Below are 20,257 nucleotides of genomic sequence, written 5' to 3'. Positions count from 1 at the left end.
GCGGTTACTCCTCCCCCAGGATCTGCGGCACCTTGAAACGCTGCTGCTCCTGGGCCGGGGCGCCGGAGAGCGCCTGCTCGGGCGTGAGCGACGGACGGACCTCGTCCGGCCGCATGACGTTCGTCAGCGGGAGCGGGTGAGAGGTCGGCGGTACGTCTTGGTCGGCGACCTCGCTGACGCGGGCGACCGCGCCGATGATGTCGTCCAGCTGTCCCGCGAAGTGCTCGAGCTCTTCGGGCTTCAGCTCCAGACGCGCCAGCCGGGCGAGGTGGGCGACCTCCTCGCGCGTGATGCCAGGCATGCAGCGTTCCTCTGGGGTGAGTGCGTGTGTTTCGGGCCGATCGGTTCGGGCCCAATCCTATGGGGCCGGGCAGGGTGGCCGTTAAACGGTTTCCCCCGGTGCCGCCGTCCGGCGCCGCGTGTCCCAGGCCTCGCTGCGCAGGAAGTGGTTGTCGTAGAGGTCCTGCACGTCGAGGATGCTCTCCGGCGGGACCTCGCCGAGGCGGATGCGCTGCAGATGACGGAAGTACTCGAAGCGCTCCACGCCCGGCGTGAGGACGATGAGCAGGTCGGCGTCGGCCCCGGGCACGGCCGCGAAGGCGTGCGGCTTGCCGGGCGGGACCACGACGAGATCGCCGGGGCCCACGGTGACGACCTCGTCGCCGGAGAGGACGTCGGCGGCGCCGTCGAGCAGGAAGAACATCTCGGCGGAGTTGTCGTGCCAGTGCGGCTTGGCGCCGTCGGCGCCCGCGGTGAGGGTGACGCGCTGGGTGGACAGGGCCCCGCCGGTCGCGCTGCTGTCGGCCAGCAGCCGCACGGTGGTGGGCGCGCTGCCGACGACCTCGGCCTCGGCCGCGCGGACGATGACGGACTCGTCGGACTTCGGAACGAACAGCGACATGACGGACTCCTGCTGACGGCGGACGGGGTTCGTGCTCGGGTTGCGGGTTCCGGGCGGGGGCGCGTTCAGACCAGGAAGAGCAGGACCGCGCCGATCAGCACGATGACGGCGGTGGCGAAGTGGATGCCGAAGGCCGTGGCCCTGGTGCCCCCGTTGCGCAGCACTATCAGCGTGTCGGCGAGCGGCACAAGGGCCACGACGAGCAGGAACCACGCCTCGGCGGTGGCACCGGCGAAGGCCAGCAGCGCCAGGCCGACGAGGCCGAAGGTGCCGTCCCGTACGCCCTTGATCGCGAGGTAGGCGCCGGCGTCGCCCCCGGGGTCGGCCGGCACCCCGTAGCCGGTGGCGGCGGGGCCGGGCTGGAACAGGAAGCGGTAGCCGAGGAACACGCAGAACAGGTTGAGCACGATGGCCAGGGTGTACGCGGCGACGGTCATGACATCTCCTTGCTAGCAGCGCTAGGGGCAAGAGCAAAGCTAACAGAGCGTCGGCATAAATGCTAGCGATGCTAGGCTTCCTGTCATGACGATCCAGACGCGCCGAGAGCGCGAACGAGCGGAACGCGAGCGGCTGATCGTGACGACCGCGCGCGAGATGGCCGAGGCGGAGGGCTGGGACGCGGTCACCACCCGCCGGCTGGCCGCCGAGATCGAGTACAGCCAGCCGGTGCTGTACAGCCACTTCAAGGGCAAGGAAGCGATCATGGCGGCGGTCGCGGTACAGGGCTGCGAGGTCCTCGCCGACGAACTGCGGGGGGCTTCGGACACGGCGGGCGAGGGCGCACGGGAGCGGCTGGCGGCGGTCGGGGCGGCGTACACGTCCTTCGGCAGCCGGCGGCCCGCGCTCTACGACGCGATGTTCACGCACCTGGTGGACCTGCCGTTCGCGACGCCCGAGGCCCCGGCCGCCCTCCATGAGGCCTTCGGTGAGATCAGGCGGGTCGTCGAGCCGTTCACCGCCGACGGCGAGGATGTGGTCCTCCTGACGGAGACGTACTGGGCGGGCCTGCACGGCCTGGTCACCCTGGAGCGCAGCGGCCGCCTCCCCGAGGAGGCGCACGACGCCCGGCTGGCCCTGCTGATCGGCCGTTTCGCCTCGGGGGGTGCGGCGGGCTGAACGCGGTGGGCGCCGCCGGCGCGGCCCGGGGGCGCCCGGGTCAGTCGTCCGTCGCCGCCACCGGCAGGGCGGCCGCGGGGCGGATCCAGCCCCGGGTGCCGCGGGCCCGGAGCCAGGCCGTGGTCTCCTCGGGCGGCATCGCCGCCGCGACCAGCCAGCCCTGTACGGCGTCGCAGCCCAGGTCCCGCAGGCGTTCCCAGGTCTCGTCGTCCTCGACGCCCTCGGCGACGACCAGCAGGCCGAGGGAGTGGGCGAGGTCGACGGTGCAGCGCACGATCTCGGCGTCCTCGGTGTCGACGGCCAGCCGGGCCACGAACGAGCGGTCGATCTTGAGTTCGCTGACCGGGAGCCGGCGCAGGTGCACCAGGGAGGAGTAGCCGGTGCCGAAGTCGTCCAGGGACATCTTCACCCCGTGCGCGGTCAGCCCGGCGAGGGTGTCGGCGGCGCGCTGCGGGTCCTCCAGCAGGACGTGCTCCGTGATCTCCAGCTGGAGCGCCCCCGCGGGGACCCCGTGCCGGGCCAGCCGCGCGGCGACCGAGCCGGCGAAGCCGGGGGTGTGGACGTCGCGCGGGGAGACGTTGACCGCGACCGGCACGAACAGGCCCTGCGAGCGCCATGCGGCGACCTGTTCGAGCGCCGTCTCCAGCACGTACTCCGTCAGGTGGGGCATCAGCCCGGAGGACTCCGCGATCGCTATGAACTCGTCGGGCGGCACGCTGCCGCGCTCCGGGTGCACCCAGCGGACCAGCGCCTCCAGGCCGGCCACCTGTCCGTCGAAGCGGACCTTGGGCTGGTAGTGCAGCCGCACCTCGTGGGCGTCCAGGGCCCGGCGCAGATCGCCCAGCAGCCCGAGCCGGTCCGGGGTGTTGGAGTCGCGCTTGGACTCGTAGACCTCGACGCCCGTGCGGTCCCGCTTGGCCTGGTACATCGCCACGTCCGCCCGGCGCAGCAGCCCTTCGGCGTCCAGCGCGTGGTCGGGGAAGACGGCGACACCGGCGCTGGCCTCCAGGACGAGGGTGAGCCCGTCCAGGTCGAGCGGCGAACTGAGCGCGGCGACGAGACCCCGCGCGATGCGGGTCGCCGAGGTGGTCGAGTCGGCGACGGGCAGCAGGACGGCGAACTCGTCGCCGCCGAGCCGCGCGGCCTCCGCCCCGCGCGGCAGTGCCTGGCGCAGCCGGTCGGCGGTCTGCAGCAGCAGCCGGTCGCCGGCGAGATGTCCGAGGGTGTCGTTGACCGACCGGAAACGGTCGAGGTCGATCAGCATCAGGGCGGCGCGGGCGCCGACCCGTTCGGCGTCGTCCAGCGCGGTCCAGGTCCGCTCCAGCAGCCACTGCCGGTTGGGCAGTCCGGTCAGCGGGTCGCGCAGCTGCTCCTCCGCCCGGGCGCGGGCGATCCACAGCGTGGAGTCGAGGGCGATCAGCGGGATGGAGAACAGCGGCAGCAGCAGCGGCTTGGCGACGGCGACCACGCAGACGAGCGGCGCGATGCCGAGCAGCGCGACGGCCACCAGACCGTGCCGGACCAGGGCGGTGCGGGCGACGGTGGGCAGTCCGGTGCGCGGGGTGTGCAGATACCAGAGCAGGGCGCGGGTGACGGCGAGGTAGGCGACGGCGACGAGCACCACCTTGGGGGCCGCGTACACCCCCCAGGTGTCCGGGTCCCAGGGCTGTTCCACGGAGGGTACGGAGCCGCAGACCCCCAGCAGCAGCGCACCCGCGGCGATGCCGAGGATGTCCACCGCGCCGTGCAGGACGCCCTGCCTCCACCGGCCCCGGCGGGCTATGCCGACCAGGACGACGACGGTGAGGCTGACCATGCCGGCCGGGACCCACCCGTAGAGCAGCAGGACGGCGAGGGTGAGGGCGGCGCCCGAGCCGGTGCCGCCCCACCAGCGGGAGCGGCCGAGCATGACCAGGTGACCGACGACGATGCCGGTCAGCACGGCGAGGGACCAGCCGGCGGTGCCGGACGGGAAGAGGGCGTGGCCCTCCGTGAACGCCCCGTAGAAGCCCGCGCCCAGGACCAGCCCGGCCGCCGCGACGACCGCCGCGGGCAACGCGGGCCGGGACGGGCGGCGTTCGGTGTCGGCGCCGGACAGCGGGGGCGCGCCGGCGGCCGGCGCCGCGGTGCCCGGGGCGCCCGCCGCGGGGCGTCGTGCGCCACCGCCGCGCCGTCCGAGCCACCGGCCCGTGTGCCACGCCCCCATCAGGTGACGCAGGCGCAGCCGTGAGCCCGCGGCGGCGCTCTCGGTCGGTTCCATTCCCGTCCCTCTCACAGCCGGCGGTGCCCACGCCACGCGGCCCTGCGCCCGACAAACCCTCAACGGCTCCGCGTTGGAGAACCCTTCCCCCTGTTCCTTGGGGCAGGGGGATGCCCCCGACCGCAGCTGGGCACGGCAGGCGCACCCCTCAACAGTAGGCCGCGGAAGGCTTCCAGGGGCACCGGTCGTCGACGGTTGCCCGAATGCGACCCGGCCACCCGTATGCATCTGGTATGCGCCGATCGGGTGGCCTTCAACCGCTATTCCTCGGCCGAAAGCGCGACGCCGCCGGCCGCTTCGGGTCCCTCCTCGAGCAGGACGGCGAAACCGTCCTCGTCGAGGACCGGCACCTTGAGCTGCATCGCCTTGTCGTACTTGGAGCCGGGGTTGTCGCCGACCACCACGAACGACGTCTTCTTCGACACCGATCCGGTCACCTTGGCGCCCCGGCTCTGCAGGGCGTCCTTGGCCCCGTCCCGCGTGTGGTGCTCCAGGGTGCCGGTGACGACGACGGTGAGGCCCTGGAGCGGGCGCGGTCCCTCGTCCTCGCCGGTCGACCGCTCCTCCAGCGGGACTCCGGCCGCCTTCCACTTCCGGACGATCTCGCGGTGCCAGTCCTCGGCGAACCACTCCTTGAGGGAGGCGGCGATGACGGGGCCGACGCCGTCGGTGTTCGCCAGCTCCTCCTCGGTGGCCTGTTCGATGCGGTCGACGGAGCGGAACTGGCGGGCGAGTTCCTGCGCGGCGACCGGGCCGACGTGGCGGATGGAGAGGCCGTTGAGGAAGCGGGCGAGCGGCCGGTTCTTGGCCTCCTCGATGTTCTTCAGCAGGGCGAGGGTGTTCTTCTTCGGCTCGCCCTTCTGGTTGGCGAAGACCGTGACGATCTTCTCCTCGCCGGTCTTCGGGTCGCGCTTGGGCAGCCCGCTGTCCGGGTCGAGGACGTACGCCTTGATGGGCAGCAGCTTCTCCACGGTGAGGTCGAAGAGGTCGCCCTCGTCGACGAGCGGTGGAGCGGCCGGCTCCAGCGGCCGGGTGAGGGCCGCCGCGACGACACCGCCGAAGTGCTCGATGTCGAGGCACTCGCGGCCGGCGAGGTAGGTGACGCGCTCGCGCAACTGGGCCGGGCAGGTGCGGGCGTTGGGGCAGCGGAGGTCGATGTCGCCCTCCTTCATGGCCTTCAGCGGCGTCCCGCACTCGGGGCACTCGGCCGGCATGACGAACTCCCGCTCGCTGCCGTCCCGCAGGTCGGCGACCGGCCCGAGGATCTCGGGGATCACGTCACCGGCCTTGCGCAGCACCACCGTGTCGCCGATGAGGACGCCCTTGGCCTTGACGACCTCCTGGTTGTGCAGGGTGGCGAACTCCACCTCGCTGCCGGCCACGGTGACCGGCTCGACCTGCGCGTACGGCGTGACGCGGCCGGTGCGGCCGACGCCCACCTTGATGTCGACGAGCTTGGTGTTGACCTCCTCGGGCGCGTACTTGTACGCGATGGCCCAGCGGGGGGCGCGCGCGGTGGAGCCGAGGCGTCCCTGGAGGCGGATCTCGTCGAGCTTGACGACGACGCCGTCGATCTCGTGCGCCACGGAGTGCCGGTTCTCGCCGTAGTACGCGATGAACTCCCGGACGCCCTCGAGGCCGTCGACCACCCTGTTGTACGGGGAGGTGGGCAGGCCCCAGGCCGCCAGGAGGCCGTACGCCTGGGAGAGGCGGGTCATGCCCTGGTAGCCCTCGAGGGCGCCGATGCCGTGGACGACCATGTGCAGCGGGCGGGAGGCGGTGACGCGCGGGTCCTTCTGGCGCAGCGAACCGGCCGCCGCGTTGCGCGGGTTGGCGAAGGGCTTGTCGCCGGCCTCGACCAGCCGGGCGTTGAGCTCCTGGAACTTCTCCATCGGGAAGTAGACCTCGCCGCGGATCTCGACGAGGTCGGGGACCTCGTCGCCCGTGAGGCGCTCGGGGATGTCGGCGATGGTGCGGACGTTGGGCGTGATGTCCTCGCCGGTGCGGCCGTCGCCGCGGGTGGCGGCGCGGACGAGCCTGCCGCGCTCGTAGGTGAGGTTGACGGCGAGGCCGTCGACCTTCAGCTCGCACAGGAAGTGGTACTTCTGCTCCCCCAGCTCCTTGGCGATGCGCTCGGTCCAGGCGGCGAGCTCGTCGTCGTTGAAGGTGTTGTCGAGGGAGAGCATGCGGGAGCGGTGCTCGACGGCCGTGAAATCCGTCTCGTAGGAACCGGCGACCTTCTGGGTCGGCGAGTCCGGGGTGCGCAGCTCCGGGTACTCCTCCTCCAGTGCCTCCAGGGAACGCAGCAGCCGGTCGAACTCCGCGTCGCTGACGACGGGGGCGTCCTTCACGTAGTACCGGAAGCGGTGTTCCTCGATCTGCTCAGCGAGCTGCACGTGCTTCTCGCGTGCCTCGGCGGGCACACTCGTCGTCTCCGCCTGCTTGTCGCCGGCCACCGTGTCGTCCTCCCGTTACTCTGGGTTGTCCGCGAGGGATCTCGCCGCCCGGACGCAGTGGGCGAGCGCGCGCCGGGCGTACTCGGGGGACGCGCCCGCGAGTCCGCACGACGGGGTGACGGTGACCGCCTCCGGGAGAAGCCCCGGATGCAGCCCCAGCCTGCGCCACAGCGTCCTGACACCCATGACGCTACCGGCAGGGTCTGACAACGGGCCGTCCGTCCCCGGCACGACACCGGCGAAGAGCCGGGTGCCGCCCTCCACCGCCTCACCGATCGCGTCGTCGTCACGCTCGGTGAGCAGGGAGAAGTCGAAGGAGATGCCCGCGACGCCGGCCCGGCGCAGCAGGGCGAAGGGCACGTCGGGGGCGCACGAGTGGACCACGACGGGTCCGTCGCCGTGCACGCCGACGGTGTCCCGGAGGGTCGCCTCCACGATCTGCCGGTCCACCGCCCGGTGCGTGCGGTAGCCGCTGGCGGTGCGGACCTGGCCGCGCAGCACGGCGGTGAGGGAGGGCTCGTCGAGCTGGAGCACGAGCGTCGCGCCGGGCACGCGGCGCCGGACCTCGGCCAGGTGCAGGCGCAGGCCCTCGGCGAGGGAGGCGGCGAGGTCGCGGGTGGCGCCGGCGTCGGACAGGACGGCCTCGCCGTTGCGCAGCTCCAGGGCGGCGGCCAGCGTCCACGGGCCGACGGCCTGGAGCTTCAGCGGCCCCTCGTGACCCTGCGTGAACTCCTCCAGCGCGTCGAGGTCCTCCCCCAACCAGGAGCGGGCCCGCTTGGTGTCCCGGCCGGGGCGGTCGCCGAGGCGCCAGCCGCTGGGCTCCACGCGCGCGTACAGCTCGACGAGCAGGCCGGCGGTGCGGCCGATCATGTCGGCGCCGGGGCCGCGGGCGGGGAGCTCGGGCAGGAAGGGGAAGTCCTCGAAGGAGCCGGTGGCTGTCTTGGCGGCCTCGCGTGCGTCCTGGCCCGGCAGGGAGCCGATACCGGTGGCGGGGCCGAAGCGGGGGTTGTCGTTCACGGGAGGAAGGGTACGCAGGGGTGGCCGGGGGTGTGTTGCGCCCCCGCCGCCCCTTCCCTCCCCCACTCTCACTCTCGGCTTCGCTCGAGCGGGAGGTGCCCCCATCGTCCCCGGACCCCCGCTCCCGGCCTGAACGGTCTCGTCCTCGAACGCCGGACGGGCTGAAGACGATGCCGGACGGCTGAAGACCGCCCGGGCGGGCTGGAATCACCCGTGAGTCAGCGTCCCGGGCGGACCGTCAGGTCGTTGACCTCCGCGTCCCTGGGGAGGTCCAGGGCCATGAGGATCGTCGTGGCGACCGACTCGGGGTCGATCCACTTCGCGGGGTCGTACTCCTTGCCCTCCTGGCGGTGGACCTTGGCCTGCATGGGGCTGGCGGTGCGGCCCGGGTAGACGGAGGTGACGCGGACGCCGTTCGCGTGCTCCTCCTGGCGCAGGGCGTCGGCGAGGGCCTTCAGTCCGTGCTTGGACGCGGCGTACGCGGACCAGCCGGCGTGGGCGTTGAGCCCGGAACCGGAGTTGACGAAGAGGACGTGGCCCTGGGCGACGCGGAGCTGGGGCAGGAAGAGGCGGGTCAGCTCGGCGGGGGCGACGAGGTTGACGTTGAGCTGGTTGCGCCAGGTCTTGGGGGTGAGGTCGCCGACGGGGCCGAGGTCGACCACGCCCGCGATGTGCAGCAGGGTGTCCACACGGTCGGGCAGCGTCTGGTGCGAGAAGGCCCAGGAGAGCTTGTCCGGGTCCGCCAGGTCGCCGACCAGGGTCTTCGCGCCGGGGAGGGCGGCCGCCAGTTCCTTCGCGCGGCCCGCGTCGCGCGCGTGCAGCACGACCTCGTCGCCGCGCTCGTGCAGGCGGCGGGCGACGGCCGCGCCGATGCCGGAGCCCGCTCCGGTGATCACATGTGTAGCCATGCCCGCCATGCTCGCATCACCGGTGCCTCATTCGATGCCCTGGCTCTCCTCCAGGTAGGCGAGCGCGCCGACCGGCTCCTCGGCGAAGAACACCAGGTCGGTGAGGGGTCGCGGCAGGAAGCCCTCGTCCTCCATACGGCGGAACTGCTCCCTGAGCCCGTCGTAGAAGCCCGCCGTGTTGAGCAGGACGACCGGCTTGTCGGTGTGGCCGTGCTTCTTCAGCTCCAGGATCTCCGTCGCCTCGTCCAGGGTGCCGGTGCCGCCCACCATGATCACCACGGCGTCCGCCTTCTCCAGCAGCAGCCGCTTGCGCTCGGCGAGGTCCTCGGCGATCACCATCTCGTCGGCGCCCTCGCGCGCCTTGGCCGCCAGGAAGCCGACGGAGACGCCGAGGAGCCTGCCTCCGGCCTCGTGCACACCGTCGGCGACGACCTTCATCAGCCCGGTGTCCGAACCGCCCCACACGAGCGTGTGCCCGCCCTTGCCGAGGAGGGTGCCGAACTCCTTGGCGGGGCGCGTGTAGCGCTCGTCGAGGTCGGCGGCGGAGAGGAAGACGCAGATGTTCATGAGGCAACGGTACGTTCCCGCCCCGGCGGGAAGAACCCGGCCTGCGGCCGTGCTGTCATCAGGAGAGCCGGCCACCGAGGAGGACGATCGTGACCAAGGGACACCGCATCACCGTCGAGCCGAGCGGCCTGCACGTGCGCGTCGTGCGGGACGGGCAGGTGCTGGCGGAGAGCGACGAGGCGCTGGTGCTGCGGGAGACGGGCCTCCCGGACCGGTACTACCTGCCGCCCGAGGACGTGCGCCTGGACCTGCTGACACCGTCGGCCACGCACACACACTGCCCCTTCAAGGGGGACGCGTCGTACTGGTCGCTGCCGGACGCGCCGGACCTCGTCTGGTCCTACCCGGACCCGAAGCCGGACGTGGCCGCGATCAAGGACCACCTCTGTTTCTACGACGTCGAGGTGTCCTGAGGGGCGAAAAGACGGATGAAACGGGCGCTGTAGGGCAGTCTGCACAACCATGGACACAATGGCCGTTTCGCTCGACGGTACGCGTCTCGCGTACGCACGCGCCGGGCAGGGGCCCGCCGTCGTCCTGGTCAGCGGTGCGTTGTCGACGGGCGCCACGCTGGCGCCCCTGGCCGCGGAGCTGTCGGACCGTTTCGACGTCACCGTGTACGACCGGCGGGGGCGCGGCGAGAGCGGTGACACGGCGCCCTACGCGGTGGAGCGCGAGGTGGAGGACCTGGCGGCGCTGATCGAGGCGGTCGGCGGCGAGGCGTCGCTGTACGGCATCTCCTCGGGCGGCGCGCTGGTCCTGCGGGCGGCGGCGAGCGGGCTGCCGGTGCGCCGGGTCGCCGTCTACGAGGTGCCGTACGCCATGGACGACGACGCGGCGCGGGCCCGCGCGGAGTACACCGGGCGGCTGGGCGAGGCGCTCGGGCGGGGGCGGCGCGGGGACGCGGTGGAGCTGTTCCTGCGGCTGACCGGTCTGGGCGAGGAGATGATCCGGCGTGCCCGCCGGTCGCCGATGTGGGCCGGTCTGGAGTCGGTCGCCCCCAGCCTCGCGTACGACGACGCGGTGCTGGGCGACGCGCGGGTGCCGCGGACTCTGCTGGCGGGGATCACCGTTCCCGTGCTGGCCCTGGCGGGCGACGCCGGCGCCGCGTGGATGCGCGAGGCGGCACGGGCCGTCGCCGACGCCGTGCCCGAGGGCGCGTACCGGGCCCTCGGGGGCCAGAGCCACATGGTGGAGCCGGGCGTCCTGGCGCCGGTGCTGGCGGAGTTCTTCGCCGGCTGAGGGCGGCTCGGGCTCAGGCCACGCCCGCCGTCGCGCGCGTGGTCGACGCGATCGTCGCCGAGCCCACCACACGGGTGCCGTCGTACAGCACGATCGCCTGGCCGGGGGCCACGCCGCGCACCGGCTCGGTGAACCTCACCTCCAGGGTGCCGTCGACCAGGTCGGCGGTGACCTCGGTCTCGCCGCCGTGGGCGCGCAGCTGGGCGGTGTAGGTGCCGGGGCCGGTGGGGGCCGCGCCGCACCAGCGGGGCTTGATCGCGGTGAGCGCGGTGACGTCCAGCGCCTCGGCGGGGCCCACCGTGACGGTGTTGTCCACCGGGGAGATGTCGAGGACGTAGCGGGGCTTGCCGTCGGGCGCGGGCGTGCCGATGCGCAGGCCCTTGCGCTGGCCGATGGTGAAGCCGTAGGCGCCCTCGTGGGTGCCGAGGCGGTTGCCGGACTCGTCGACGATGTCGCCCTCCGCCCTGCCCAGACGGTTCGCGAGGAAGCCCTGGGTGTCGCCGTCGGCGATGAAGCAGATGTCGTGCGAGTCGGGCTTCTTGGCGACGGCCAGCCCCCTGCGCTCGGCCTCCGCGCGGATCTCCTCCTTGGTGGTGAGCGTGTCGCCGAGCGGGAACATGGCGTGCGCGAGCTGCCGGTCGTCCAGCACGCCGAGGACGTAGCTCTGGTCCTTGGCCATGTCGGAGGCGCGGTGCAGTTCGCGGGTGCCGTCCTCGCGGAGGATCACCTTCGCGTAGTGGCCGGTGCAGACCGCGTCGAAGCCGAGGGCGAGGGCCTTGTCGAGCAGCGCGGCGAACTTGATCTTCTCGTTGCAGCGCAGGCACGGGTTGGGGGTGCGGCCGGCCTCGTACTCCGCGACGAAGTCCTCGACGACGTCCTCGCGGAAGCGGTCGGCGAGGTCCCACACGTAGAAGGGGATGCCGATGACGTCGGCCGCGCGGCGGGCGTCCCGGGAGTCCTCGATGGTGCAACAGCCCCGGGCGCCCGTGCGGAAGGACTGCGGGTTCGCGGAGAGCGCGAGGTGGACGCCGGTCACGTCGTGCCCCGCCTCGGCCGCGCGGGCGGCGGCGACGGCGGAGTCGACTCCGCCCGACATGGCGGCGAGGACGCGGAGGGGGCGGGTGCGCTGCGGGGTGTCAGTCATAACCCTTCCAGGGTACGGGGGCGCGGGAACCGGAGCGCGCGAGTATGCGTTGAAGATCGCATGGGGGCGAAGAGCGGGTCCGCGGGCGGACCCAGGGACGCGGACCGGCGCATCGGGCGCCGGGCGCTGATCGTCGGCGGCACGGCGGCGGCCGTGGGCACGGCGGTGCTGGCGCGCGACGAGCTGGCGCGGCTGTGGTGGCGCACGCCGGGCGTGGAGAAGCCCCGCGAGGAGGGCGCCGTCGACTACGCGGGCGCGCGGTGGGTTGCGGCGTCGGACGCGAACTGGCGGCGGGCGGACCGGCCCGACGACTTCGGCATCGACATGGTGATCGTCCATGTCACGCAGGGCAGCTTCGCCAGCGCCGTCAAGGCGTTCCAGGACCCTGGGCACCAGGCGGCCACGCACTACATCGTCGGCCGGGACGGGCACGTGACGCAGATGATCCGGGAGCTGGACGTGGCGTACCACGCGGGCAACCGGGAGTACAACGAGCGCAGTGTCGGCATCGAGCACGAGGGGTTCGTGGACCGGCCGCGGGACTTCACGGACGCGATGTACGCGGCCTCGGCCCGGCTGACGGCGGGCATCTGCGCGCGGTACGGCATACCCGTCGACCGGGAGCACATCATCGGCCATGTGGAGGTGCCGGGCACCGACCACACGGATCCGGGGCCGCACTGGGACTGGGACCGGTACATGAAGCTGGTCCGGCGGGCGGCGACGAGCGGCCCGTCCGCCGGCGCGACGAAGAGCGCCTGAGTCCCCACCGGGCCGGCTGTCCGGCCGCTATGTCAGCCCGGCCGCCCGCGCCCGTTCCACCGCGGGGCCGATCGCCTTGGCGAGTGCCTCCACGTCGGCCTCGGTGGAGGTGTGGCCGAGGGAGAAGCGCAGGGTGCCGCGGGCGAGGTCCGGGTCGGTGCCGGTGGCGAGCAGGACGTGGCTGGGCTGGGCGACGCCGGCGGTGCAGGCGGAGCCGGTGGAGCACTCGATGCCCTGGGCGTCGAGCAGGAGGAGCAGGGAGTCGCCCTCGCAGCCGGGGAAGGTGAAGTGGGCGTTGGCCGGCAGCCGGTCCACGGGGTCGCCGCCGAGGACCGCGTCCGGGACCGCCGAGCGGACGGCGTCGACCAGGCCGTCGCGCAGGGCGCCGATCTCGCGGGCGAACCATGCGCGCTGCTCGGTGGCGAGGCGGCCGGCGACCGCGAAGGAGGCGATGGCGGGCACGTCGAGGGTGCCCGAGCGCACGTGCCGTTCCTGGCCGCCGCCGTGCAGCACGGGCACGGGGCTGTACTCGCGCCCCAGCAGCAGCGCGCCGATGCCGTAGGGGCCGCCGATCTTGTGGCCGGAAACGGTCATCGCCGCGAGCCCGGAGGCGGCGAAGTCGACCGGGAGCTGCCCGACGGCCTGGACCGCGTCGGCATGCAGCGGGACGTCGAACTCGGCGGCCACGTCGGCGAGTTCACGGACCGGCATGATCGTGCCGATCTCGTTGTTGGCCCACATGACGGTGGCGAGGGCGACGCTGCCGGGGTCGCGGGCGATGGCCTCGCGCAGTGCCTCGGGGTGGACGCGGCCGTACGCGTCGACCGGCAGGTACTCGACGGTCGCGCCCTCGTGCTCGCCGAGCCAGTGGACGGCGTCCAGGACGGCGTGGTGCTCGACGGGGCTGGCCAGGACCCGGGTGCGCGCCGGGTCGGCGTCGCGGCGGGCCCAGTACAGACCCTTGACGGCGAGGTTGTCGGCCTCGGTACCGCCGGAGGTGTAGACGACCTCGCTGGGACGGGCGCCGAGGGCGTCGGCGAGGGTCTCGCGGGCCTCCTCGACGGTGCGCCGTGCGCGGCGGCCGGACGCGTGGAGGGAGGAGGCGTTGCCGGTGGCGCCCACGTGCGCGGTGAGTGCCTCGACCGCCTCGGGGAGCATCGGGGTGGTCGCGGCGTGGTCGAGGTAAGCCATGGTGGGGCCGATTCTACGGGGCGGCCCCGCCCGGCCTCAGAGCAAGGCCGGACTCTTCGGCCGCACCGGGACCGGGCCGTACGGCGGGTGTCTCACAGGCTCCAGGACATCGTGCTGTCGGCGGACATGAACGCCGCGAGGACGAGCAGGTCGGCGACGCCCAGGCCGAGGCCGAGGAGGGCCCGGCCGCGGCGGGCGGTGCCCCGCCACAGGGCGACGCCGGCCAGCGCGATGGCGACGGGGCCCAGGAAGACGTTGAGGACGAGCAGGCCGAGGAGGCCGAGGACGAAGGACGCGACGGCCATGCCGTCGGTGTCCCGGATACCGGTCCGGCGGGTGGCCGGTGCGGTGAGCTGCACGGTGTTCTCCCTACGGTGCGTCGGTGGGCCGGACGGTGCGGCGGTGGACCGGCGGTGGTCAGTGGGCGGAGCTGCTCCGGCGGCGGCCGTGCCGCTCGCGGATCGCGAAGACGCCGAGCCAGACGGCGATGACCAGACCGACGGCGACTGAGAAGGTGAGCGGCGCGTGGGCGACGGTGCCCATGACGACGCCGAGGAGCAGGAGTGCGACGACGAGAAACAGCATGGAGCGGATCCCCCAACCTTCGGTGAACGGTTGTAGTTACAGTTGTTCACTGACTTCTCAGTCTAGCGCGCCTCACGCCTTTTCAATTCCGGAGAACAGTTGTTAACTGCATGGTATGAGTCACACCCTCGGCGTCCGGCAGGCCCAGAAGCAGAAGACCCGTCAGGCCCTCCTGGACGCGGCGCTGGTACTGCTGGAGGAGCAGAGCCTGAGCAGCCTGGGCCTGCGTGAGGTCACCCGTGCCGTCGGCGTGGCCCCGACCGCCTTCTACCGGCACTTCCGCTCCACCGCCGACCTCGGGGTGGCAATGGTCGAGGAGGCCCTGGGCAGCCTGCACCCGATGATCCGGACGACGGTGTCGCCCGCGGAGGACAGCGACGAACGGATCGCCCGTGCCGTGGAGTTGATCGCGGGTCATGTGGCCGCGCACCCCGCGCACGTCCGGTTCATCGCCCGGGAGCGGCACGGCGGGGTGCAGCCGGTGCGGGAGGCGATACGGGACCAACTGGCCAGGTTCGCCGAGGAGGTGCAGGCCGAGCTGGCCAAGGATCCGCAGTCGGCGGGCTGGGGCGACGACGACCTGCTGATGCTCGCGGGCCTCTACGTCGACCAGATGCTGAGCACGGCCTCGCTGTTCCTGGAGACGCTGGAGGCGCCGGAGGAGGAGCGCCGGCGGGCGGCCGCCGTCGCGACCCGCCGGATGCGGCTGATCAGCATCGGCCGCCGGCACTGGCTGGACTGACCGGACGGAGTCAGGCCGCACGCACACCGGGACGCCGGGACCTGTGGGTCCCGGCGTCCCGGTGTGCGGTGACGGCGCGCGGGATGCGTCAGGCGAGCCGGACGCGGGCCAGCTGGCGGGACTGGGCGACCAGGCGGTCGGCGCTGTCCCAGACCTCGGCGTCCTCCTCGAGGAAGCCGCCGGCGAGGTTGCGGGTGGTGATGGAGACGCGCAGCGGCCCCGGCGCCGGGCGGCAGCGGACATGCGCGGTCAGCTCGACCGTCGGCACCCAGCCCTTGATCCCGAGCTCGAAGGCGGTCGGCGGGAGCGCGTCCACCGCGAGGAGCAGCGAGAGGGGGTCGGCGTCGCGGCCGTCGGCGAGCCCGAACCAGGCCCGCATCTCCCCCTTGCCCGAGGGCTGTCCGAGGGCCCAGCCCAGGGTGGCGGGGTCCAGCTTGAGCATCAGCCGGTCGGCGATGGCGGAGCTGCCCTCCACCGGGGCGGGACCGTCCTGCGGGCCGAAACACTGGTCCATGGGCGGCATCTCGGGCGGCTTCGCCGACGTGCGGACGTCGTCGGGCAGTGTGCCGAGGTCGCCGTAGGAGGCGAGGACGCGGATGCGCTCGACCTCGTTGCCCTCGTCGTCGTACTGGAAGAGGGACGCCTGGCCGGTGGAGAGCGTACGGCCGGTGCGGACCGTCTCCGTGCGGACGACCGCCGGGCCCGGCTGGGACGCGGTGAGGTAGTGCGCCGAGATGGTGAACGGGTCGGGGTGCGGCAGGGCGTCCCCGAGCGCGCGGCCCAGGACGGCCAGCAGATAGCCGCCGTTGACGGCGCTGATGATCGTCCAGCCGGCGGACAGGTCGATGTCGTAGACACCGGGCGTGCGCCGGGTGAGGGCGGTGTCCCGGTCGAACTCGCTGTCGCCGATGGCGGCCCGGGTGGCCGGTGCGGGAGCTGCTTCTGGCATGGCTGCACGGTACAACAGGAAACTACTAAGCGGTAGCTTTCTCCTGGCCTCCCGGCTCGGACGGGAGATCTCTCAGTCCCCCTCCACGACCGTCGACCGCCGGTTCCAGGCGCGCGGGGCCCGCCAGTGGTAGCGCATCGCCAGCAATCGCAGCACGAAGGCGGTGACCACCGCGAGGCCGCTCGTGAACGGGCCCAGCGCGTCGAAGCGGATGCACAGGACGACCATGGTGGCGCCGACGATGGCCGGGACGGCGTACAGGTCGCGGTCCCAGCGCAGCAGCGACGGCACCTCGTTGGCCAGCACGTCGCGCAGCACACCGCCGCCGACCGCGGTGGCCAGGCCCAGACAGGCGGAGGCGGTCAGACCGAGCCCGTAGTCGTACGCCTTGGTCGTGCCGGCGACGCAGAACAGGCCGAGGCCGGCCGCGTCGAAGACGTTGACGCCGGTCTGGAGGCGCTCGACGTGCGGGTGCAGGAAGAAGACCAGCACCGTGGCGAGCAGCGGGGTCAGGAAATACCCGAGGTCCGTGAAGGCGGCGGGCGGCACCGCGCCGATGATCAGGTCCCGGAACAGCCCGCCGCCCAGCGCGGTCACCTCGGCGAGGACCGCGATGCCGAACACGTCGAAGTTCTTGCGGACGGCCAGCAGGGCGCCCGAGATGGCGAAGACGAAGATGCCGATCAGGTCGAGCGTGTGCTGCACGGTCGGGCTGAAGAGTTGCTCGTACACCCTGCCATTCTCACCTGCCGGTGAGCCCCCGCCTTACAAACGAAGGCGAGGGCTCACTGAGCAGGCCGGGCTACTTCTTCTTGGCCGGGGTCTCGGCCTGGGCGTCGGCTCCGGTCTCGGCCTCCGCGTCGGCTTCGGCTTCGGTCTCGGCTTCGGCTTCGGTCTCGGCTTCGGCTTCGGCTTCGGTCTCGGCTTCGGCTTCGGCTTCGGCTTCGGGGGCGTCCGTCTCCGACGGCTCGGAGGCGGTGGCCTCGGCCTCCGGCTCGGACGCAGGGTCCGCGCCGGCCTCCGCCGCAGGCGCCTCCGGCTCGGACGCGTCGCTCTTCGCCTCCGCGTCCTTCGCCTCCGCGTCCTTCGCCTCCGCGTCCTTCGCCTCCGCGTCCTTCGCCTCCGCGTCCTTGCTCTCCGCCTCCGCGGCGACCGCCGCCGAGGTCTTCGCGGACTCCGCCAGGACCTCGTCCGAGACCGTCTCCGCGGCCTCCTTGGCGGCCGTGAGCAGGACGACGTCCTGCGGGGCCTGGTCCTCGAAGTTCTCCGGGTGGTGGCAGGCCACCTGCTGGCCCGGCCGCAGTTCCAGCAGCGGCGGCTCCGTGGTCTTGCAGATCTCCGTCGCCTTCCAGCACCGCGTGTGGAAGCGGCAGCCGCTCGGCGGGGAGATGGGCGAGGGCACGTCGCCGCGGAGCAGGATCCGCTCGCTCTTGGCGCCGCGGCGCTTCGGGTCCGGCACCGGCACCGCCGACATCAGCGCCTTGGTGTACGGGTGCATCGGCGCCTCGTACAGCGAGGTGCGGTCGGCGAGCTCGACGATCTTGCCCAGGTACATCACCGCGATCCGGTCCGAGACGTGCCGGACGACGGACAGGTCGTGCGCGATGATCACGTACGTCAGGCCGAGCTCCTCCTGGAGGTCGTCCATGAGGTTGACGACCTGCGCCTGGATCGACACGTCCAGCGCGGAGACCGGCTCGTCCGCGACGACCAGCTTCGGCTTCAGGGCGAGGGCGCGGGCGATGCCGATGCGCTGGCGCTGGCCGCCGGAGAACTCGTGCGGGTAGCGGTTGTAGTGCTCGGGGCTCAGGCCCACCAGCTCGAGGAGCCGCTGGACCTCCTTCTTCACCCCGCCCTCGGGCTCCACGCCCTGGAGGCGGAACGGCGCCGAGACGATGCCGCCGATGGTGTGGCGCGGGTTCAGCGAGCCGTACGGGTCCTGGAAGATCATCTGGATGTCCCGCCGCAGCGGACGCATCCCGGCCGTGTTCAGCCGCGTGATGTCCTTGCCCTCGAAGTGGATCGAACCGCCCGTCGGGTCCTGGAGCCGGGTGATGACCCGGCCCATGGTCGACTTGCCGCAGCCCGACTCGCCGACCACGCCGAGGGTCTCGCCCTTGCGCACCTCGAAGTCGATGCCGTCGACGGCCTTGACCGCGCCGGCCTGACGCCGGAACACGCCCTTGTGGATCGGGAAGTGCTTCTGCAGGCCCTCGACCTTCAGCAGCACCTCACGCTCCTCGGGAGAGGATGCCTGGGCCGGGACCGTCGTCGCGTCCTTCTTCTTCGTATCGCTCACAGCTTCGGCGCAATCTCTTCGGTCCAGATCCGCGTGCGGTCCTCCGGCGAGAGGTGGCAGGCGGAGAAGTGCCCGCTGCCGACCTGCTGGAGCTCCGGGCGCACGGTACGGGTGACATCCCCCTTGGGGAGGTCCGCGTACGGGCAGCGGGGGTGGAACGCGCAGCCCGAAGGGACGTTGATGAGGCTCGGCGGCGAGCCCTTGACCGGGATGAGCCGCTCGGAGGTCTCGCGGTCGATGCGCGGCATCGAGCCGAGCAGGCCCCACGTGTACGGGTGCTGCGGACGCTCGAAGACGTCGTCGACCGAACCGCGCTCCACGCACCGGCCGCCGTACATCACCAGGACGTCGTCGGCGATCTCGGCGACCACGCCGAGGTCGTGGGTGATGAGGACGACCGCGGAGCCGAACTCCTTCTGGAGGTCGCGGATGAGGTCGAGGATCTGGGCCTGGACGGTCACGTCCAGGGCGGTCGTCGGCTCGTCCGCGATGAGCAGTTCGGGGTTGTTGACCAACGCCATCGCGATCATCGCGCGCTGGCGCATACCGCCGGAGAACTCGTGCGGGTAGCTGTCGACGCGCTTGCCGGGCTCGGGGATGCCGACCCGGTCGAGCATCTCGATCGCCCGCTTGCGCGCGGTCTTCTTGTTGACGTCGTGGTGGACCCGGTACGCCTCCACGATCTGGTTGCCGATCGTGTAGTACGGGTGCATCGCGGACAGCGGGTCCTGGAAGATCATCGCCATCTCGCGGCCGCGCAGCCGGCGGACCTCGTCCGGGTCGGCGGCGACGAGCTCCTTGCCACCGAGCCAGATCTCGCCGGACATCTGCACGTTCTTGCCGCGCGCGCCGAGCCGGTGCAGGCCCATGATCGCGAGCGAGGTGACGGACTTGCCGGACCCCGACTCGCCGACGATGCAGAGGGTCTTGCCCTTCTCCACCTGGAAGCTGAGTCCGTCGACGGACTTGACCAGGCCGTCGTCGGTGGGGAAGTGCACCTTGAGGTCGCGGACCGCGAGGAACGCGTCGGGCGCGTCCGAGGGAGCGGTCGTGGGCTCACCCACGGCGGCCCCGGTCTTGGAGAGTTCGGTCACGAGAGCCTCACGCGTGGGTCGGCGGCGGCGTACAGCAGGTCCACCAGGAGATTGGCGATCACGACGAAGAAGGCTGCGAGCAGGGTGACGCCGAGGATCTTGGGCAGGTCGTTGTCGGTGATGCCCTGCACCGCGTACTGGCCGATGCCGGGCAGCGAGAACACCTTCTCGGTGATCACGGCGCCGCCGAGCAGCAGGCCGAGGTCCATGCCGAAGACGGTGATGATCGGGGTCAGCGCGGCCCGCAGCCCGTGCCGGGCCACGACTCTGCGCTCCCGCAGGCCCTTGGCGCGGGCCGTGCGGATGAAGTCCTCGTTCATCGTCTCCAGCATGCCGGAGCGGGTCAGCCGCGCGTAGATGGCGGAGTAGAGCAGGGCCAGCGAGCACCAGGCGGGGATGAGCGTGTTGGCCCACTGGGCCGGGTTCTCGGTGAACTCCACATAGGTGCGGCCGAAGATCGGCCACTGGAAGGTGAACAGCAGGAGCAGCAGGTTGCCCGTGAAGAACATGGGCAGCGACACACCGGCCAGGGCCACGCCCATGAAGGTGCGGTCGAAGAGGCTGCGGGGCTTGAGGGCGGAGATCACTCCGATGAGGACACCGGAGACCAGCCACAGCACGGCGGCGCCGCCGGCCAGCGAGAGGGTCACCGGGAGGCGCGAGGTGAGCTGCGGCCAGATGGCCTCGTGGGTCTTGAAGGAGTAGCCGAAGCAGGGTGCGTCGCAGTGCGCCGTGGTGGGACCCAGGTCGTAGGTGGCGCCGCTGACGATCCCCTTGATGAAGTGCCAGTACTGGACGTAGAGGGGCTCGTCCAGACCGAGGTTCTGCTTGACAGCGAGGATGTCTGCCTTCGTCGGACTCTTTCCGATGTACTGCTGCGCGAGCTGGTCGGCGGTCTGACCGGCGAGCCGCGGCAGCAGGAAGAAGATCGCGAAGGTGACCGCGGTGACGACCAGCAGCAGGATCACTGCCGCGAACGTCCGACGGAGGATGTACGAGATCACGGGGACCGGCGCTGGTGCCC

Annotated in this window: 22 protein-coding genes; 5 read left to right on the top strand and 17 right to left on the bottom strand. The window is 72.3% G+C overall.

The genetic code is table 11. The annotated features are described in order from the left end of the window. Nucleotides 1-4: 4 nt before the first annotated feature. From gatC to AB0E77_RS24810, 3 genes are all read right to left on the bottom strand, one after another. Nucleotides 5-301, bottom strand: a complete 297-nt coding sequence (gene gatC / locus AB0E77_RS24820) for an Asp-tRNA(Asn)/Glu-tRNA(Gln) amidotransferase subunit GatC (protein ID WP_003973500.1) — start codon at nt 299-301, stop codon at nt 5-7. 81 nt (nt 302-382) lie between these two features. Beyond that, entirely contained in the window at nt 383-901 is a 519-nt protein-coding gene (locus AB0E77_RS24815; protein ID WP_361574106.1) for a cupin domain-containing protein, read from the bottom strand. Between the two features lie 65 nt (nt 902-966). Further along, the gene (locus AB0E77_RS24810; protein ID WP_361574104.1) at nt 967-1,338 is read right to left on the bottom strand and encodes a DUF4267 domain-containing protein; all 372 of its coding nucleotides are present in this window, start codon (nt 1,336-1,338) and stop codon (nt 967-969) included. An 85-nt stretch (nt 1,339-1,423) separates the two neighbouring features. Here AB0E77_RS24810 and AB0E77_RS24805 point away from each other — a divergent pair, with 85 nt between their 5' ends. Continuing rightward, nucleotides 1,424-2,017: a TetR/AcrR family transcriptional regulator gene (locus tag AB0E77_RS24805; protein WP_361574102.1), complete on the top strand. Its 594-nt coding sequence runs from the start codon at nt 1,424-1,426 to the stop codon at nt 2,015-2,017. A gap of 40 nt (nt 2,018-2,057) precedes the next feature. On the opposite strand, the gene AB0E77_RS24800 is transcribed toward AB0E77_RS24805, so the two are convergent. From AB0E77_RS24800 to AB0E77_RS24780, 5 genes are all read right to left on the bottom strand, one after another. Further along, entirely contained in the window at nt 2,058-4,277 is a 2,220-nt protein-coding gene (locus AB0E77_RS24800; RefSeq protein WP_361574100.1) for a bifunctional diguanylate cyclase/phosphodiesterase, read from the bottom strand. Nucleotides 4,278-4,537: 260 nt separating this feature from the next. Next, nucleotides 4,538-6,733, bottom strand: a complete 2,196-nt coding sequence (ligA, locus tag AB0E77_RS24795) for an NAD-dependent DNA ligase LigA (protein ID WP_361574098.1) — start codon at nt 6,731-6,733, stop codon at nt 4,538-4,540. A gap of 15 nt (nt 6,734-6,748) precedes the next feature. Next, nucleotides 6,749-7,750 carry a methionine synthase gene (locus tag AB0E77_RS24790; RefSeq protein WP_361574096.1) on the bottom strand — a complete coding sequence of 334 codons (1,002 nt, stop codon included), beginning with the start codon at nt 7,748-7,750 and terminating at the stop codon, nt 6,749-6,751. 218 nt (nt 7,751-7,968) lie between these two features. Then, entirely contained in the window at nt 7,969-8,658 is a 690-nt protein-coding gene (locus AB0E77_RS24785; RefSeq protein WP_361574094.1) for an SDR family oxidoreductase, read from the bottom strand. A gap of 27 nt (nt 8,659-8,685) precedes the next feature. Next, the gene (locus AB0E77_RS24780; protein WP_361574092.1) at nt 8,686-9,225 is read right to left on the bottom strand and encodes a TIGR00730 family Rossman fold protein; all 540 of its coding nucleotides are present in this window, start codon (nt 9,223-9,225) and stop codon (nt 8,686-8,688) included. An 89-nt stretch (nt 9,226-9,314) separates the two neighbouring features. On the opposite strand from AB0E77_RS24780, the gene AB0E77_RS24775 reads away from it, so the two are divergent. Both AB0E77_RS24775 and AB0E77_RS24770 read left to right on the top strand, forming a co-directional pair. Next, nucleotides 9,315-9,638 (top strand): DUF427 domain-containing protein, encoded by a 324-nt coding sequence (locus AB0E77_RS24775; RefSeq protein WP_361574090.1) that lies wholly within the window; start codon nt 9,315-9,317, stop codon nt 9,636-9,638. A gap of 49 nt (nt 9,639-9,687) precedes the next feature. Beyond that, nucleotides 9,688-10,467, top strand: coding sequence for an alpha/beta fold hydrolase (locus AB0E77_RS24770; protein ID WP_361574088.1), 780 nt, complete (start codon nt 9,688-9,690; stop codon nt 10,465-10,467). A 13-nt stretch (nt 10,468-10,480) separates the two neighbouring features. On the opposite strand, the gene mnmA is transcribed toward AB0E77_RS24770, so the two are convergent. Further along, nucleotides 10,481-11,611: a tRNA 2-thiouridine(34) synthase MnmA gene (gene mnmA, locus AB0E77_RS24765; protein ID WP_361574086.1), complete on the bottom strand. Its 1,131-nt coding sequence runs from the start codon at nt 11,609-11,611 to the stop codon at nt 10,481-10,483. A 60-nt stretch (nt 11,612-11,671) separates the two neighbouring features. On the opposite strand from mnmA, the gene AB0E77_RS24760 reads away from it, so the two are divergent. Then, nucleotides 11,672-12,373, top strand: a complete 702-nt coding sequence (locus AB0E77_RS24760) for an N-acetylmuramoyl-L-alanine amidase (RefSeq protein ID WP_361574084.1) — start codon at nt 11,672-11,674, stop codon at nt 12,371-12,373. A gap of 27 nt (nt 12,374-12,400) precedes the next feature. Here the strand turns inward: AB0E77_RS24760 and AB0E77_RS24755 are convergent, their stop codons facing one another. The 3 genes from AB0E77_RS24755 to AB0E77_RS24745 all read right to left on the bottom strand — a co-directional run bounded on the left by AB0E77_RS24755 (nt 12,401) and on the right by AB0E77_RS24745 (nt 14,149). Further along, on the bottom strand, nt 12,401-13,564 hold the full coding sequence (locus AB0E77_RS24755) for a cysteine desulfurase family protein (RefSeq protein WP_361574083.1): 1,164 nt from the start codon (nt 13,562-13,564) through the stop codon (nt 12,401-12,403). 92 nt (nt 13,565-13,656) lie between these two features. Further along, nucleotides 13,657-13,923, bottom strand: coding sequence for a DUF4190 domain-containing protein (locus AB0E77_RS24750; protein WP_361574081.1), 267 nt, complete (start codon nt 13,921-13,923; stop codon nt 13,657-13,659). 58 nt (nt 13,924-13,981) lie between these two features. Next, nucleotides 13,982-14,149 (bottom strand): hypothetical protein, encoded by a 168-nt coding sequence (locus tag AB0E77_RS24745; RefSeq protein ID WP_361574079.1) that lies wholly within the window; start codon nt 14,147-14,149, stop codon nt 13,982-13,984. A 115-nt stretch (nt 14,150-14,264) separates the two neighbouring features. Here AB0E77_RS24745 and AB0E77_RS24740 point away from each other — a divergent pair, with 115 nt between their 5' ends. Next, nucleotides 14,265-14,891 (top strand): TetR family transcriptional regulator, encoded by a 627-nt coding sequence (locus tag AB0E77_RS24740; RefSeq protein WP_361574077.1) that lies wholly within the window; start codon nt 14,265-14,267, stop codon nt 14,889-14,891. A gap of 88 nt (nt 14,892-14,979) precedes the next feature. Here the strand turns inward: AB0E77_RS24740 and AB0E77_RS24735 are convergent, their stop codons facing one another. From AB0E77_RS24735 to AB0E77_RS24715, 5 genes are all read right to left on the bottom strand, one after another. Further along, complete coding sequence (locus AB0E77_RS24735; RefSeq protein ID WP_361574075.1) at nt 14,980-15,840, bottom strand: thioesterase family protein; 861 nt, start codon at nt 15,838-15,840, stop codon at nt 14,980-14,982. A gap of 72 nt (nt 15,841-15,912) precedes the next feature. Beyond that, complete coding sequence (locus AB0E77_RS24730; RefSeq protein ID WP_361574073.1) at nt 15,913-16,572, bottom strand: trimeric intracellular cation channel family protein; 660 nt, start codon at nt 16,570-16,572, stop codon at nt 15,913-15,915. Between the two features lie 70 nt (nt 16,573-16,642). Then, a complete protein-coding gene (locus tag AB0E77_RS24725) occupies nt 16,643-18,139 on the bottom strand; it encodes a dipeptide ABC transporter ATP-binding protein (RefSeq protein ID WP_361574071.1) in 1,497 nt (498 codons plus the stop codon). Next, a complete protein-coding gene (locus AB0E77_RS24720) occupies nt 18,136-19,233 on the bottom strand; it encodes an ABC transporter ATP-binding protein (RefSeq protein ID WP_361574069.1) in 1,098 nt (365 codons plus the stop codon). The genes AB0E77_RS24725 and AB0E77_RS24720 overlap by 4 nt, the downstream gene beginning before the upstream one ends. Beyond that, nucleotides 19,230-20,237, bottom strand: coding sequence for an ABC transporter permease (locus AB0E77_RS24715; protein ID WP_361574067.1), 1,008 nt, complete (start codon nt 20,235-20,237; stop codon nt 19,230-19,232). The genes AB0E77_RS24720 and AB0E77_RS24715 overlap by 4 nt, the downstream gene beginning before the upstream one ends. Between the last annotated feature and the right edge of the window lie 20 nt (nt 20,238-20,257).

The sequence above is a fragment of the Streptomyces sp. NPDC032940 genome (assembly GCF_040636935.1).
Classification (GTDB): domain Bacteria; phylum Actinomycetota; class Actinomycetes; order Streptomycetales; family Streptomycetaceae; genus Streptomyces.
This window is presented reverse-complemented; position numbering and strand designations above follow the sequence as displayed.